Annotated in this window: 16 protein-coding genes; 7 read left to right on the top strand and 9 right to left on the bottom strand. The window is 43.3% G+C overall.

Annotated elements, in window-relative coordinates; translation table 11 throughout:
* The first annotated feature begins 4 nt into the window (after window positions 1-4).
* The 5 genes from relA (at window position 5) to rimO (ending at window position 5,745) form a co-directional block, all read left to right on the top strand.
* A complete protein-coding gene (gene relA / locus C8D76_RS04715) occupies window positions 5-2,224 on the top strand; it encodes a GTP diphosphokinase (protein ID WP_116631653.1) in 2,220 nt (739 codons plus the stop codon).
* 65 nt (window positions 2,225-2,289) lie between these two features.
* Window positions 2,290-2,649 carry a diacylglycerol kinase gene (locus C8D76_RS04710; RefSeq protein WP_116631652.1) on the top strand — a complete coding sequence of 120 codons (360 nt, stop codon included), beginning with the start codon at window positions 2,290-2,292 and terminating at the stop codon, window positions 2,647-2,649.
* A 17-nt stretch (window positions 2,650-2,666) separates the two neighbouring features.
* Window positions 2,667-3,368 (top strand): SIMPL domain-containing protein, encoded by a 702-nt coding sequence (locus C8D76_RS04705; RefSeq protein ID WP_116631651.1) that lies wholly within the window; start codon window positions 2,667-2,669, stop codon window positions 3,366-3,368.
* Between the two features lie 103 nt (window positions 3,369-3,471).
* Window positions 3,472-4,107: a peptidylprolyl isomerase gene (slyD, locus tag C8D76_RS04700; protein ID WP_116631650.1), complete on the top strand. Its 636-nt coding sequence runs from the start codon at window positions 3,472-3,474 to the stop codon at window positions 4,105-4,107.
* Between the two features lie 306 nt (window positions 4,108-4,413).
* The gene (rimO, locus tag C8D76_RS04695) at window positions 4,414-5,745 is read left to right on the top strand and encodes a 30S ribosomal protein S12 methylthiotransferase RimO (protein WP_116631649.1); all 1,332 of its coding nucleotides are present in this window, start codon (window positions 4,414-4,416) and stop codon (window positions 5,743-5,745) included.
* A 256-nt stretch (window positions 5,746-6,001) separates the two neighbouring features.
* Here the strand turns inward: rimO and trpS are convergent, their stop codons facing one another.
* From trpS to rpe, 3 genes are all read right to left on the bottom strand, one after another.
* Window positions 6,002-7,024: a tryptophan--tRNA ligase gene (gene trpS / locus C8D76_RS04690; RefSeq protein ID WP_116631648.1), complete on the bottom strand. Its 1,023-nt coding sequence runs from the start codon at window positions 7,022-7,024 to the stop codon at window positions 6,002-6,004.
* Between the two features lie 125 nt (window positions 7,025-7,149).
* Entirely contained in the window at window positions 7,150-7,824 is a 675-nt protein-coding gene (locus C8D76_RS04685) for a phosphoglycolate phosphatase (protein ID WP_116631647.1), read from the bottom strand.
* Between the two features lie 14 nt (window positions 7,825-7,838).
* Window positions 7,839-8,507, bottom strand: a complete 669-nt coding sequence (gene rpe, locus C8D76_RS04680; RefSeq protein WP_116631646.1) for a ribulose-phosphate 3-epimerase — start codon at window positions 8,505-8,507, stop codon at window positions 7,839-7,841.
* 121 nt (window positions 8,508-8,628) lie between these two features.
* On the opposite strand from rpe, the gene C8D76_RS04675 reads away from it, so the two are divergent.
* The gene (locus C8D76_RS04675; RefSeq protein WP_116631645.1) at window positions 8,629-9,252 is read left to right on the top strand and encodes a LysE/ArgO family amino acid transporter; all 624 of its coding nucleotides are present in this window, start codon (window positions 8,629-8,631) and stop codon (window positions 9,250-9,252) included.
* A gap of 87 nt (window positions 9,253-9,339) precedes the next feature.
* Here C8D76_RS04675 and add read toward each other — a convergent pair whose 3' ends face one another.
* The 6 genes from add to C8D76_RS04645 all read right to left on the bottom strand — a co-directional run bounded on the left by add (window position 9,340) and on the right by C8D76_RS04645 (window position 14,210).
* A complete protein-coding gene (add, locus tag C8D76_RS04670) occupies window positions 9,340-10,377 on the bottom strand; it encodes an adenosine deaminase (protein ID WP_116631644.1) in 1,038 nt (345 codons plus the stop codon).
* Between the two features lie 64 nt (window positions 10,378-10,441).
* Complete coding sequence (locus C8D76_RS04665) at window positions 10,442-11,278, bottom strand: shikimate 5-dehydrogenase (protein ID WP_116631748.1); 837 nt, start codon at window positions 11,276-11,278, stop codon at window positions 10,442-10,444.
* Between the two features lie 61 nt (window positions 11,279-11,339).
* A complete protein-coding gene (gene cysE / locus C8D76_RS04660) occupies window positions 11,340-12,137 on the bottom strand; it encodes a serine O-acetyltransferase (protein WP_116631643.1) in 798 nt (265 codons plus the stop codon).
* Between the two features lie 26 nt (window positions 12,138-12,163).
* Complete coding sequence (gpsA, locus tag C8D76_RS04655) at window positions 12,164-13,162, bottom strand: NAD(P)H-dependent glycerol-3-phosphate dehydrogenase (RefSeq protein WP_116631747.1); 999 nt, start codon at window positions 13,160-13,162, stop codon at window positions 12,164-12,166.
* 72 nt (window positions 13,163-13,234) lie between these two features.
* The gene (gene secB, locus C8D76_RS04650; protein WP_116631642.1) at window positions 13,235-13,762 is read right to left on the bottom strand and encodes a protein-export chaperone SecB; all 528 of its coding nucleotides are present in this window, start codon (window positions 13,760-13,762) and stop codon (window positions 13,235-13,237) included.
* Between the two features lie 10 nt (window positions 13,763-13,772).
* Entirely contained in the window at window positions 13,773-14,210 is a 438-nt protein-coding gene (locus C8D76_RS04645; RefSeq protein ID WP_116631641.1) for a rhodanese-like domain-containing protein, read from the bottom strand.
* Window positions 14,211-14,427: 217 nt separating this feature from the next.
* Between C8D76_RS04645 and proS the strand changes: the two genes are divergently transcribed.
* Complete coding sequence (proS, locus tag C8D76_RS04640; RefSeq protein WP_116631640.1) at window positions 14,428-16,143, top strand: proline--tRNA ligase; 1,716 nt, start codon at window positions 14,428-14,430, stop codon at window positions 16,141-16,143.
* The last annotated feature ends 245 nt before the right edge of the window (window positions 16,144-16,388 follow it).

Below are 16,388 nucleotides of genomic sequence, written 5' to 3'. Positions count from 1 at the left end.
TATTATGGTTGCTGTTCGCGGTTCTCACCTGTTAAATCCTAAAGATTTTGCGGTAACTAAATGGTGTGCATCATTAAATTTAGCCCCAGAGGTTGAGCAAAAGCTGGTGCACGCTTGGCATTATGCCCAAGAAAAAGCGCAGCAACTGTTTCTCAACAGCCACTGGTATCTGCGAGATGGTGTAGAAATGGTGGAAATCCTGCATAGCCTGAATATGGACGGCGATACCTTATTAGCCGCTATGTTATTCCCTATCGTCAATGCCAAAATCGTCAATACGGAGCAAATTAAAGAAGATTTCGGCGCGAAAATCAGCAAACTTATCAAAGGCGTGACGGTGATGAACAATATCCGCCAGCTAAATGCTTTGCAATCTAGCGATGTACAAATCGACAATGTTCGCCGTATGTTGCTGGCAATGGTGGACGATTTCCGCTGTATGATCATCAAACTTGCCGAACGCATTACCTATTTGCGTGATGCGGATAAACGCTATTCTAACAATGAGAAAATCTCAGCCGCGCAAGAATGTTCAAATATTTATGCGCCATTAGCCAATCGTTTGGGTATTGGGCAGCTAAAATGGGAACTAGAAGATTATTGTTTCCGCAATCTGCAGCCACAAGAATACTTTAAAATCGCAAAATTATTGCAAGAACGCCGCCTCGACCGTGAGCAATATATCCAAAATTTTGTTAGCGAACTTTCAGGTTTATTAAGCGAAAGCATCACCAATGCCAATATCTATGGTCGTCCGAAACATATTTATAGCATTTGGCGAAAAATGCAGAAAAAGCATTTGGATTTCAGCGGTTTATATGACGTGCGAGCCGTGCGTGTGCTCGTGCCTAATTTGCAAGATTGTTACACCGCGCTAGGCATTATCCACACCCATTATCAACATTTGCCGAAAGAATTTGATGATTATATTGCCAATCCGAAACCGAACGGCTATCAATCCATTCACACGGTGGTTTTAGGCAAAGGCGATAAGCCCATTGAAGTACAAATCCGCACACAAAAAATGCATGATGATGCCGAACTTGGCGTTGCCGCCCACTGGAAATACAAAGAAGGCACCACAGGCGCAATGTCGGCTTATGAAGAAAAAATCTCTTGGCTGCGTAAACTATTAGCGTGGCAAGATGATATGGCAAGCAGCAGTGAAGTGGTGGACGAAATGCGCAGCCAAGTGTTTGATGACCGCGTGTATGTGTTCACGCCAAAAGGCGAAGTGGTGGATTTGCCAACAGGCTCAACGCCATTGGATTTTGCCTACGCCATTCATAGTGATGTGGGGCATCGCTGCATTGGCGCCAAAGTGGCAGATCGGATTGTGCCTTTTACTTATCAGCTGCAAATGGGCGATCAGCTAGAAATCATTACCCAAAAGAACCCAAACCCAAGCCGTGACTGGCTGAACCCGAATTTAGGCTTCACCCATACGCAAAAAGCGCGGTCAAAAATTGCTGCATTTTTCAAAAAACTGGATCGCGATAAAAATATCCCATTGGGTAAAGAACAACTTGATGCTGAGCTCAATCGCCTTGGTTTAACCTTAAAACAAATCGAACCAATCGCCTTGCCACGATATAATCTCAAACAAGTTGACGATCTCTATAATGGCATTGGCAGCGGCGATATTAAACTCAATCAACTCGCCAACTTCTTGCAAAGCAAATTGTTAAAACCAACGGCGCAAGAAGCCGATGAAGAAGTGTTACGTCACGTCACCCAAAAAAGCGCCATTTATGCCCAACAAAAAGTGGAAAAACAAGGCTATGTGGTGGTTGAAGGCGTGGCTAATCTGATGCATAGTATGGCACGTTGCTGTCAGCCATTGCCTGGTGATAAAATCGCAGGCTATGTAACTCAAGGGCGCGGTATTTCAATCCACCGTGTCGATTGCGAACAGCTTGCAGATCTGGCGGCTGATCACCCCGAACGTGTGGTTGAAGCCAGTTGGGGCGAACAAGATCAGCACGGTTCATATCATGTAACGATTCGTGTGCTCGCCAGCGACCGCAATGGTTTATTGCGTGATATTACCACCGTACTTGCCAATGAAAAAATCAGTGTAACGGGTGTTGTCAGCCGTTTAGACAACAAACGCCAGTTGGCTACGCTAGATTTGGAAATTGAGCTAAATAACGTGGATATGTTGAGTAAAATCTTAACGCGTTTGTCTTCGTTAGAAGATGTCATTGATGTAAAACGTTTATAAAATTATCAAAAAATCGACCGCACTTTTGCCTAGTGCCAATGTGCGGCGCAATATTAGGGAATTCTATGGAATACAAAACCACAGGCTTAACGCATTTAATTAATTCAACCAAATATTCACTGCAAGGCTTGCGCAGCGCCATTAAAAATGAAGCCGCATTTCGCCACGAATTGCTTGGCGGCATCATCGTGGTGCCCCTTGCGTTTTTCTTAGCACAAGACAAAATTGAGCTGGCATTAATGCTCGCTGCCTATCTGATTATATTAATTGCGGAATTACTCAACAGCGCCGTGGAATGCGCCATTGACCGCATTGGCACGGAACGCCACGAACTGTCAGGCCGCGCCAAAGACCAAGGCTCCGCCGCCGTGTTTGTTGCCTTAGTGAATTTTGTCATCGTTTGGGGCGCCATTTTATTTTTCTAGTCATTTAAGGGAAAACTATGAAAAAATTACTTTTTGTTTTATTGGCATTACCGACTTTCGCCTCCGCACAGGACGACAACGAACAGGCTAAACTCCCTCGAGTGAGCTTTTCTGTTGAAGTGGAAAAAGAAGTGCCGATGGATATTCTGCAAGTTCGCTTATTTGTGCAAGAAGAAGGCTCGGATTTAAAGGCGCTACACAGTAAAGTGTCAGAAAAACTGAATCAGGCGCTCAGCAAAATAAAAGGGCAAAGTGCGGTCAAAATTCAGCAAAATAATCGCCATACTTCAGCTCGTTATAATGAAAAAGGTGTTAAAAATGGTTGGTTAGAGCGTGCAGATTTGGTATTAGAAAGCCAAGACTTTTTTGCGCTATCTCAGTTAATTGATGAGATTTCCAATACCTTTTCGATTGATTACATTCAAGCGAAACTCTCTTCTGCTGCGCAAGCCAAAATGGAAGATGAAATGACGCAAGCAGCACTAGCAAAATTCAGCCAAAAAGCCGAGCTAACCGCCAATGCACTTAAGGCGAAAGGCTATCGAATTGTCAACTTGGATTTGCCGCCCTATGGAAATAGCCCAGCGACATATGGAAATTATATGCTGGAATCACGCGCAATGTTGTCATCCGCGAAATCTGCAGAGCCAGTGCAGTTGGAAAGTGGAAACACCCACTTAAAAATGAATGTCAATGCGACAATTGAATTGTTGCAGTAATAACTATAATGACAGTTTGGTATAAATCCTATACAATACCGCCGATTTTTACTGGATTTAACCACTGAATTTAATAACCGAATTCAACAACAAAGGAAAACAAATGAAAGTAGCAAAAGACGTTGTGGTAAGCATTGCTTATCAAGTTCGTACTGAAGATGGTGTATTAGTTGATGAAGCGCCAGCAAACCAACCCTTAGAATATTTACAAGGTCATCATAACTTAGTCCAAGGTTTAGAAAATGCCTTAGAAGGCAAAGCCGTAGGCGACAAATTTGAAGTGCATGTAAAACCTGAAGACGGTTACGGCGAATACAATGAAAATATGGTTCAACGTGTGCCCAAAGACGTGTTTATGGGCGTTGATGAATTAGAAGTTGGTATGCGTTTTATCGCAGATACAGACATGGGTCCATTGCCAGTTGTGATCACTGAAGTGGCAGGCGATGAAGTAGTGGTTGACGGCAACCATATGTTAGCGGGTCAAACACTTCTTTTCACCGTTGAAGTGGTGGCAACACGCGAAGCAACCGCAGAAGAAATCGCTCATGGTCATATTCATTCTGACGCTCACGGTGGCTGTGGATGCAGCGATCACGATCATGGTCACGGTGGTTGCGGTTGTGGCGGTCATCATCATGACCACGATCACCACCATCATCACGGCGAAGGCTGCTGCGGTGGTCATGGCAAAAAAGAAGGTCATGAACACGGCGGTTGTGGCTGTGGCGGACACTAATCGTTAAAAACTTTACAAATTTTCACCGCACTTTAACCCCTAAAGTGCGGTGATTTTTTTATCTATTTTAACGCTCATAGTGAAATGATGCATTAAAGCTTGTCAAACGCCACGCTCTCATCACATTTCATAGAAAACCGCACGATTTTCTCCCCCCTTAACGCCATTCCCACGATGTTGTTAGCAAATTATGCCTAGTAATGACATTAGTTTTACAAAACCGTGGCAGAGAAGATGTCGCAATTTGCGTGATAGTTCGGTAGAATACGCTCCCGAAATAACCTTATTACTGGAAATATTTGATTTATGTCTAAAACCCCGAACATTGGCTTTGTTAGCCTTGGCTGTCCTAAAAATTTAGTCGATTCAGAGCGCATTCTCACTGAGTTACGTACCGATGGCTACAATATTATCCCAACCTATGAAAATGCAGATCTGGTGATCGTCAACACTTGCGGCTTTATTGATTCCGCGGTGCAAGAATCTCTTGAAGCCATTGGCGAAGCATTAGAAGCGAATGGGAAAGTTTTGGTAACGGGCTGTTTGGGGGCAAAAGAAGATCAAATTCGCGAAGTGCATCCTAAAGTCTTGGAAATTACGGGCCCGCATAGCTATGAAGCGGTGATGGCGCACGTGCATAAATATGTGCCGCGCCCAGAACACAATCCCTACACAAGCCTTGTACCTGCGCAAGGGGTGAAGCTCACGCCAAAACATTATGCTTATTTGAAAATTTCTGAAGGCTGTGATCATCGTTGCACTTTCTGTATCATTCCTTCATTGCGTGGCGATTTAGACAGCCGTCCAATTACCCAAATTTTAGACGAAGCCAAACGCCTTGTTGATTCAGGGGTGAAAGAACTTTTGGTGGTATCGCAAGATACTTCGGCGTATGCCCTTGATCAAAGCAAAGAAACACAAAACAAAACCGTTTTTTGGAACGGTATGCCGATTAAAAATAATTTAATCACACTCTGCCAAATGTTAGGAACATTAGGCGTTTGGGTGCGTTTGCATTATGTTTATCCTTATCCACACGTGGATGAACTGATTCCACTGATGGCAGCGGGTAAAATTTTGCCTTATTTAGATATTCCGTTGCAGCACGCCAGCCCGAAAATATTGAAAGCAATGAAACGCCCTGGTTCAGTAGATCGTGTATTAGAGCGCATTAAAAAATGGCGCGAAATCTGCCCAGAGCTCACTTTGCGTTCCACCTTTATTGTGGGCTTTCCAGGGGAAACCGAAGAAGATTTCCAAGCGTTATTAGATTTTCTACAAGAGGCGCAACTTGATCGTGTGGGCTGCTTTAAATTCAGCCCAGTCGAAGGGGCGAAAGCCACTGATATGGCAGATCAAGTGCCAGAAGAGGTGAAAGAAGAACGCTTCCAACGCTTTATGGAACTGCAACAACAGATTTCAGCTCAACGTCTGCAACAAAAAGTTGGCAAAACATTAAAAGTGATTGTCGATGAAATTGATGACGAAGGCATCATCGGTCGTTCTATGGCAGATGCGCCAGAAATTGACGGCGTGGTTTATGTCGAAAATCTCACTCAAAGTGCGGTCAAAATTGGCGATATTTTAGAAGTTAGCATTACTCATGCGGATGAATACGATTTATGGGGCACTTGTTAATTAGGGTTATTAATAGCCGAACAACAAGAAATACCAAAGATTGAGTGCTGAGTTAGTGAAGGTTTGTAAAAGCAATAAACTGCGCTGAAGAAAAATGCAGCAAAGAAAATCACTAAAAACAAAAGCATCATCGCTGAGTTAGCGTATATTTATAAGGGCAGATAATATCTGTCCTTATTTTTTGTTACACAAAATCAAAGCAATAAAAAAATCTCGCTAAATTTACACTCAACGAGATTTTTCTTTGCGCTTAAATTTATTGTGGACTGACAAAGCCAACCGCGTCATAAACGGCTTTCAAGGTTTGGCTTGCACGCGCGCGGGCTTTTTTCGCTCCTTCTGCAGCAATACGGTTAAGCAAGACTTCGTCATTGCGATAATGATGAAAACGCTCTTGAAGTGCGGTCAACATTTTCACAGTTTCTTCTGCCACCGCCCCTTTCAAATGGCCATACATTTTGCCTTCAAACTCTTTTTCCAATTCAGGAATGGTTTTCTCACTCATCACGGAGAGCATTTCTAACAAGTTCGACACGCCCGCTTTGTTTTTCACATCGTAAATCACGCGCGGCGGTTCTTCGCCGTCCGTCATTGCACGCTTAATTTTTTTCTCTACCGATTTCGGATCTTCTAATAAGGTAATCACATTGTTGCGGTTATCATCAGATTTCGACATTTTTTTAGTTGGCTCTTGCAATGCCATAATTCGCGCGCCCGCCTTTGGAATAAAGGCTTCAGGAATGATGAACGGATTCTGTTTGCCGTCTTCCGTGCCATAAAGCGCGTTAAAACGCTGCGCAATATCTCGTGTGATTTCTAAGTGCTGACGCTGATCTTCGCCCACCGGCACTTGATGCGCTTGATATAACAAAATATCAGCTGCCATTAATACAGGATAAGTGAATAGCCCCACATTGATATTATCTGCGTGTTTGGCGGATTTATCTTTAAATTGGGTCATGCGGCTCATTTCGCCGAAATAGGTATAACAATTTAACACCCACGCCAATTGGGTATGTTCAGGCACATGAGATTGAATGAAAATCGTGCTTTTTTCGGGGTCAATGCCGCAAGCTAGATAAAGCGCCAACACATCCAATGAGGCTTTGCGCAATTTTTCAGGATCTTGGCGAACGGTAATCGCGTGTAAATCCACAATACAGAAAAGGCATTCATAATCATCTTGCATTTTCACCCATTGGCGTAATGCGCCAAGGTAATTGCCGATAGTAAGTTCGCCACTTGGCTGAACGCCGCTGAGTACAACTGGTTTTGTCATATTTTATTCTCTAATTATAGGGGCTCACTTGCCCGCCTGTTGTCATTTAAATCTTGTTTCGTTACATAAATCCGTCGGTAAAAATACCGTAGAAACGAAAAAATTTCTCAAAATTTGGCCGCACTTTACACGATATTTAGGATTTCAGCAAAGTCATCAAACACCCAATCAGGCTGGCTGTCGGCGATTGGAATGTTGTAGTTATAACCGTAAGTTAAGCCAACGGCTACACAACCTGCATTGTGCGCGGCGAGGATATCATTGCGCGAATCGCCCACAAATAGCATTTGATGGGGGTAAACACCAAATTTTCCGCATAAATAATATAACGGGCCTGGGTGCGGTTTAATCGCTGGCAAAGATTGCCCGCCCAATGCGTCATCGAATAAATGATCAATATGGAATGCTTTTAATACAGGCAACACATGTTGCGTTGGCTTGTTGGTTACCACCGCTAATTTGAAGCCCTGCGCTTTTAATTTTTCTAAGGTTTCTTTCACATTTGGATACAAACGACTGACGTTACAAATGTTCTCGCCATAAAAATGATTAAAACGCACTTTCAACTGGGCAATTTCATCATCGTTCAAGGTTTTGTGCGTTTGTTCCGTTGCCCACGCAATCCCTTTGCTAATTAATACATCTGCGCCATTACCAATCCAAGTTAGCACTAATTCTTCAGGGGCGGCAGGGAAATCAAATTCCGCTAAGGCAGAATTAACCGATAAAGCGAGATCAGGCAAGCTGTTCACTAAGGTACCGTCTAAATCAAATCCAATAACTTTAAATTGAGAGCTCATTTTTCTTCCTATTTTTATACTTTAGCCAATTCTGCTCGCATTGCATCAATCACTTGTTTATAATCTGGCGCATCAAAAATGGCGGAACCTGCCACGAACATATCTGCACCTGCGGCGGCAATTTCGGCAATATTATTCACTTTCACGCCACCATCAATTTCCAGACGAATATCAAAACCGCTGCGATCAATGCGTTGGCGTACTTGGCGAAGTTTTTCCAACGTTGCTGGAATAAACGATTGTCCGCCAAAGCCTGGGTTTACCGACATCAATAAAATGATATCCACTTTATCCATCACATAATCCAGATAACTCAACGGCGTTGCAGGATTAAACACCAAGCCCGCTTGGCAACCTTGGTCGCGAATGAGCTGTAAAGTGCGGTCAATATGCTGGCTAGCTTCTGCATGGAATGTAATTAAACTGGCGCCTGCTTTCGCAAAATCCACAACCAAAGAATCCACGGGCGTTGCCATTAAATGCACATCAATAGGCGCATTAATGCCATAGTCACGCAAGGCTTTACACACAGGCGCGCCAAAGGTCAAATTGGGTACATAATGGTTATCCATAACATCAAAATGAATGACATCTGCCCCTGCCTTTAACACATTCGCCACATCTTCACCAAGACGGGCCAAATCTGCTGACAGAATGGACGGCGCAATTAAATAAGGTTTCATAGCGTCCCCTTTGGATTAAATGAAAAACGCCCCTAGTGTACTACTTAACTGCGATGAATTTAAAGGGAAAAACAGAAAAAGTGCGGTATAATTTCCGAGAGTTTTTTATTTAGGCTAAATTATGGACTTTTTTCTTCAAGGTTTTCTTGTTTGCGGTGGGCTGATCATCGCTATCGGTGCGCAAAATGCGTTTGTGTTAAAACAAGGGTTGCTCAAACAAAATATATTGCCTGTGATTCTGACTTGCTTTATATGCGATGTTATATTGATTTCCATGGGCGTGTTAGGGCTTGGATCCATGATTAGCAAAAGCCAAATGGCAACAGTGGCACTTGCCATTGTCGGCGCATTATTCTTATTGGTGTATGGCGCGCGCGCATTTCGTTCCGCCTATCAAGGCAATTCTGCACTCGCATTAAGCAATAAAGCAATGCCAAAACAATCCGCATGGAAAGCGGTGCTTGCAACCTTAGCCATCACCTTATTAAACCCTCACGTTTATCTCGACTGTTTTGCGATTATCGGTGGCATTGCAGGGACAATTCCAGCAGACAGAAAAATATTCTTTCTTGCTGGCGCACTCTGCACTTCTGCCTTATGGTTCTTTAGCTTAGGCTATGGCGCACGCTTGCTGATTCCGTTATTCAAACGCCCAATGACATGGCGCGTTCTGGATTTCATGATTGGATTCGTAATGTGGGGCATTGCATTCAGCCTTGCCCAATACGCATGGCAATCTTATTAACAATGAAAAGCTAGGTTTGACCTAGCTTTTTCTTATTATCAGCGCCTTTTGCTTAAATATTATCACGATGATTATATATCCAATGGATTATTCAAATAACTGCGGATAGCGTTGTTGGATAGTATTCAGCAAAGCCATTTTTTCTTCGGCTGGCAGAAAAGCTGCGGCAATACTGTTTAACATTAATTGCTTCGCTTCTGCGCGAGATAATTGATATTCCTGCGCCAACAAGCGATATTCTTGCTGCAAAGACGTTTGCGATACGGTCATATTATCCGTATTCAAGGTTGCCACAATCCCGCGCGTTAAAAACCTGCGTAATGGATAATCTTTCAAAGACTGTGCGGCTTTCGTTTGCAAATTACTACAAGGGCACATTTCCAACGGCGTTTCTTGGCGAACTAATTGCGCCATCACACTTTCGCTTTCGATTGAACGAATACCATACCCAATGCGTGATGCGCCTAAAGCTAAGGCTTGCTGTACACTTTCTGCACCTGCCGCCTCGCCTGCATGAATGGTGAAAGGCACGCTAATCTCACTCGCATAATGAAATTCTTCGGCAAAGTTATTCGTAGGAAATAAGCCTTCGGCACCCGCTAAATCAATTGCCACTACGCCCGCCTCCGCTTTGGCTAAATATTTTTTCGCCAAGCGAATAGTTTCTAAATTTTCCGCTTTGTTATCGGCAGCACGCATACAGCATAAAATCAAATTGGCTTTAAAAAGCTGCGTATTTGCCAATCCATTTTGCAACCCTGTCAGCGCGGCTTGAACGGCATCTTCTTGCGACATAGCCAAACCTGTATGCAACTGTGGGGCAAAACGAATTTCGGCATAAATCAACCCTTGCTGATCAAGGCGTTGCAACACATCAGCCACCGCCGCAGACAAGGCTTCGGGTGTTTGCAATAAAGAGAGCGGCAAATCAAAGCAACGTAAATATTCATTCAAATCGCTACAATCCTGCGGGGCAGAAACGTAAGGCAGCAAGGCTTCTGGGGTATGCGCGGGTAATTCGATCTGCTGTTTCTCCGCCCATTCCAACATCCAAGCTGGCGATAAAGAACCATCTAAATGAAGGTGTAAATCAATGACCGCATATTGCGCTAAGGTTGAAACCATTCTCTCTCCTTTGCCTATTTCATTCGCCTATTTCATTCATCTAAGATTGCAATAACTGGGCGAATTACTTTTGTTGTTGTAGTTGTAAAACCATTTGGCGTGAGTATTCGCCTGCTTCCTGTACAAGTTCGTCACTTGGACGTTGATGAGTATATAAAGCAAATTGTTCAACCGCTTGTAAAACAATCACTTCAGCGCCCGAAATGGTTTGTTTTCCTAATTTTTGAGCCGTTTTTATTAAGGGGGTTTCTGCGGGCATTGCCACGACATCAAAAACCGTATGGGCGGCTTGGATCATCGTTTCGGGGAAAGACAGCATATTTTCTTCTGAGCCGCCCTGCATACCAATTGGCGTGACATTGACAATAATATCCGCGGTTTGTCCATTAAGACTCGGGATATATTCAAAGCCGTAAAGTGCGGCCAAATTTGAGCCAGTTTCTGCATTGCGCGCACAGACTTTAAGCTGGCTAAACCCTGCATTCTTGAATGCCGCTACCACCGCTTTTGCCATACCGCCACTTCCGAGCACGATCACCGATTGCTTCTTATCTAACTGATATTTCTCAATTAATTTGTAAATCGCAATATAATCTGTGTTATAGGCTTTAAGATAGCCGTTGTCGTTGACAATCGTATTCACTGATTGAATTGCGGCGGCAGATTCCGTCAGTTCATCAATAAATGCCATACAAGTTTCTTTATGCGGCATAGACACCGAACAGCCACGAATGCCGAGTGCACGCACGCCCTTGACCACATGCTCAATATCATCCACTTGAAACGCTTTATACACAAAATCGAGTCCCAATTTTTGATACAGATAATTATGAAAGGTGGTGCCAATATTGCTTGGTCTTGCAGAAACGGAAATACACAGTTTGGTGTCTTTATTGATGATCATAACAACTCCTTAATCAGAAAAGTGCGGTCAAAAATCCGCGATTTTTATTCTTTCTACCCTAAATATTCAGCATTTCTGCGTCATCAATAAAATATTGGTTCATCTCAAACGCAGGTTTTGCTGAGTGGTCTTTACTAATAATGCGAGCAGGCACGCCAGCTGCTGTTGCGTGTTCTGGCACGGGTTGTAACACAACGGAATTCGCGCCAATTTTGGCGTATTTTCCGACTTCAATATTGCCTAAAATCTTCGCACCCGCACCAATCATCACGCCCTCACGGATTTTCGGATGGCGATCGCCGCTTTCTTTCCCCGTACCGCCTAAGGTTACGCCTTGCAAAATAGACACATCATTTTCGATCACCGCGGTTTCCCCAACGACAATCCCTGTCGCATGGTCGAACATAATGCCGCAACCAATACGCGCGGCGGGGTGAATATCCACATCAAAGGCAACAGAAATTTGGTTTTGTAAATAAATGGCTAAAGAGCGGCGACCTTCTTCCCATAAATAATGGGTGATTCGATAACTTTGCAATGCTTGAAAGCCTTTTAAATACAACAAAGGCGTTGACCACAAATCCACGGCGGGATCTCGCTGACGCACGGCACGCACATCGCAAGCGGCACTTTCAATAATGCTAGGTTTCGCTTGATACGCATCTTCAATAATTTCACGCAGGGAAATGGCTGGCATTGTGGCAGTCGCCAAATTATTCGCCAAAATATAACTTAAAGCTGCCCCTAAATTCTTGTGTTTCAAAATGGTTGAATGAAAGAAACTCGCCAATACAGGTTCTTTATTTACTAAACATTGGGCTTCATCTCGAATCTTTGCCCATACTTCAACTGCCATAATTTTCCTCATACTGTTCGCAAACGTTATTCGCCTTTGCGATCACGCCCCAAAAGTGCGGTCGCCATTTCTTGTGGTTTTTTGCCGTGAAAAAGTGCGGCATAGATTTGTTCTGTAATCGGCATTTCCACGCCTTGTCGCTGCGCCAATGCCATGGTTTCTTTGGTATTGTAATAGCCTTCCACAACTTGTCCAATTTGGTTGATAGCATCTTGAGCCGAAACGCCTTGCCCTAATGCCAAGCCAAAACGGCGATTGCGTGATTGATTATCTGTGCAAGTTAGCACCAGATCGCCCAAGCCAGACATGCCCATAAAGGTTTGCGGATTAGCGCCGAGTGAAACGCCCAAACGGCTGATTTCGGCAAGCCCTCGGGTAATTAAGGCGGTGCGTGCATTGGCGCCGAAACCCAAACCATCAGACATTCCCGCAGCAATGGCAATCACATTTTTTATCGCGCCGCCAAGTTGAACACCAATCATATCTTGATTTAAGTAAACGCGAAAGTGCTTGCTGCAATGAATGCGTGCCTGTAATTCTTGGGCGAATGTGTCATTATTTGATGCGAGCGCAATGGCGGTTGGCAAACCTGCAGCTAATTCTTTGGCAAAGGTTGGCCCGGATAAAACCGCTAAGGGATAACTCTTGCCTAGCGTTTCTTCTACGACAGATTGTAATAAACGCCCCCGATCTCGCTCTAGCCCTTTGGTTGCCCAAGCAATGCGCTGATCAGCGCGTAAAAAGGGTTGGATTTGTTTTAGCACATCGCCAAACACATGGCTCGGGACGACAATTAATAAATCTCGTGATTTTTTGACCGCACTTTCGAGATCCGCAACAATCTCGAGTGCATCTGGGAAAGCAATATCAGGCAAGAAACGCGTATTTTTTCGCTCATCAGCTAAACGCGCACATTCATCAGGATTATGTCCCCAAAGCAGGGTGGGGAAACCGTTCCGCGAAAAGGCAATGGCGAGTGCGGTGCCGTATGAACCAGCACCTAATACCGTAATGGGCTGTTGCATCATCTGTGATCCTGAAAATTTGATCCTGAAGAAAAGCTCACGCAAAACGTGAGCTTATTTGATTTAAAAGACTTAATTCAAGGTTGGCTGAGATTCAGCTTGCGGCTGCGCTTGTTCTTCCTCTTCCACTCGACGCATATGTTCAAGGAATAAGGCATCAAAATTCACTGGTGCCAAATTGAGTGGAGGGAATGTGCCACGGTTCACCATGCTTGCCACCAACTCTCGCGCATAAGGGAAGAGCATTTCTGGGCAGCGAGAAGTTAATGTGTGCGCCATATGCATATCTTCTAAACCGCTAATGGTAAAGACACCTGCTTGTTTCACTTCGCAAATAAAGGCAAGATCACCGCTGTCTTCAAGGGTAGTTTCCACCGTAAGATTCAGCGTAACTTCATATAAATCATCACCAAGTTGTTTGGCTTCAGTACCCAAATTAAACTCTAAATTGGGTTTCCATTCTTGTTGGAAAATATTCGGAAGATTCGGCGCTTCAAAAGAAACATCTTTCACATAAATACGCTGAATTTGTAATACAGCCTCTTGTGTTTGCTCTTGATCTTGAGCAGCTTCTTGAGCGACTTGGTTTTCATCTGTCATTGTAAAATCCTTATTTAACGAGTGGTAAATTTGCAGCATTCCAACCTGCAATGCCTTCATTTAAAGCATAAACATGGTTAAACCCTTGTTTAGCTAAAATTTCTGCTGACGCGCGTGCAACCACACCTGTTGCATCCACCAAAATCACTGGTGTATCTTTATGTTGCTCTAATTTGCCAATGTTGTGATTTTTAATGTCTGTGGGCAAAAATTGTAAACTATTGACAATATGACCGCGCTTAAATTCATCGATAGAACGTAAGTCAATCAACACAGCATTTTGGTTGTTAATCAATGCTGTTGCTTCGGAATTAGAAACAAGTTTTACTTTGCTCAGTGCCGATTTGGTAAAGGTATAAATTGTTGCCACCAATACTGCGACCCATGCGCCGACAAGTAAAGTGTGATTTTTCACAAACGGCATAACTTGAGTTAAAAATTCTTCCATTCGGTTCTCTTTAATAATAATGAAAAATAGGTGTTAAGTATAACCGCACTTTGTGTTTTTTCAAAGGCTGTTATGCATGCGGTTTTGCGATAAAGTGCGGTCAAAAATTTCCTCGTTTTTGACCGCACTTTGGGGAGAATTAGTGATAGAATAGCGCCCATTACACGATATAGAATGGCGATTTATTCCGCCTATCATTTATTTTGAAGGAAAAACAATGCGTACAAGTCAATATCTTTTTTCGACCTTGAAAGAAACCCCCAACGATGCACAGGTGGTTAGCCACCAATTAATGTTGCGTGCGGGCATGATTCGTCCTATGGCTTCGGGTTTATATAACTGGCTGCCAACTGGGATCAAAGTGTTGAAAAAAGTGGAAAATATTATTCGTGAAGAAATGAATAAGGGTGGGGCAATTGAAGTGTTAATGCCCGTGACCCAACCTGCGGAACTTTGGCAAGAATCAGGACGTTGGGATCAATATGGCCCTGAATTGCTGCGCTTTGTGGATCGTGGCAACCGAGATTTTGTTTTAGGCCCAACCCATGAAGAAGTGATTACCGATCTTGTACGCCGTGAAGTGTCATCATATAAACAACTTCCGCTAAATTTATATCAAATTCAAACAAAATTCCGCGATGAAGTGCGTCCACGTTTTGGCGTGATGCGTTCCCGTGAATTTATTATGAAAGATGCTTATTCATTCCATACCACACAAGAAAGTTTGCAACAAACTTATGATGTGATGTATCAAGTTTACACCAACATTTTTAACCGCTTAGGCTTAGATTTCCGCGCAGTGCAGGCAGACACGGGGTCAATCGGCGGTTCAGCTTCCCATGAATTCCAAGTATTAGCATCAAGCGGGGAAGATGATGTGGTGTTCTCAACCGAATCAGATTTCGCGGCAAACATTGAATTAGCCGAAGCCGTCGCAGTGGATGAGCGCCAAGCGCCAACGGCGGAAATGCAATTAATCGATACACCAAATGCGAAAACTATTAATGAATTAGTGGCGCAATTTAACTTGCCTGTTGAGAAAACCGTAAAAACCTTAGTGGTAAAAGGGGCAACGGAAGAACAGCCTCTTGTGGCGTTAGTTTTGCGGGGCGACCATGAATTAAATGAAATCAAAGCACAAAAACATCCGTTAGTCGCTGATCCACTCGAATTTGCAGACGAAGCGCAAATTAAAGCGAGAATCGGTGCTGGCGTGGGCTCATTGGGTGTCGTTAATCTGAATATTCCTGCGATTATCGATCGCTCAGTTGCAGTTATGTCGAATTTTGCTTGTGGTGCGAATATTGACGGTAAGCATTATTTTAATGTGAACTGGGAACGTGATGCGGCAATGCCAGAAGTGGCGGATCTGCGTAATGTGGTAGAAGGCGATCCAAGCCCAGATGGTAAAGGCGTGCTACAAATCAAACGTGGTATTGAAGTAGGACATATCTTTCAATTAGGTAAAAAATATTCCGAAGCGATGAAAGCAACCGTACAAGGTGAAGATGGTAAACCAGTGGTTATGACAATGGGATGCTACGGGATTGGCGTCACTCGTGTCGTGGCATCGGCGATTGAACAACACCATGATGAACGCGGTATTATCTGGCCTTCAGATGAAATTGCGCCGTTTACTGTGGCGATTGTGCCAATGAATATGCACAAGTCAGAAAAAGTACAAACTTTCACTGAAGAACTTTATCAAACCTTAAAATCACAAGGGGTGGATGTCATTTTCGATGATCGTAAAGAGCGTCCTGGCGTGATGTTTGCTGATATGGAATTAATCGGTGTGCCGCATATGCTGGTTATCGGTGAGAAAAATCTCGACAACGGCGAAATTGAATACAAAAACCGCCGTACAGGAGAGAAATCAATGATTGCCAAAGATCAGTTACTAGATTTCTTAAAAGAGAATGTAAAAGCATAATAAAATAAGGGGCTATATTATTAGCCCTAAATTTATACTGAGATCTCAATGTTTTTAACCATTTTAAAACGAAAGTGCGGTCAAAAAATCCTAAATTTTTTAAGGATGTGATGATTTAGTTAGAAAGGTAACAATGGGATTTTTATAAATGCACAAAAACAAAAAGGGTATCTTTCGATACCCTTTTTAATGCTTGTTAACGTTATTTACGCAACATCAATTATTTGATGATTTTCGCTACAACG

Origin of the sequence: Alitibacter langaaensis DSM 22999, assembly GCF_003096995.1 — a bacterium.
GTDB lineage: Bacteria > Pseudomonadota > Gammaproteobacteria > Enterobacterales > Pasteurellaceae > Exercitatus > Exercitatus langaaensis.
The sequence above is the reverse complement of the archived record's forward strand: the minus strand, read 5'-3'. Positions and strand labels throughout refer to the sequence as shown.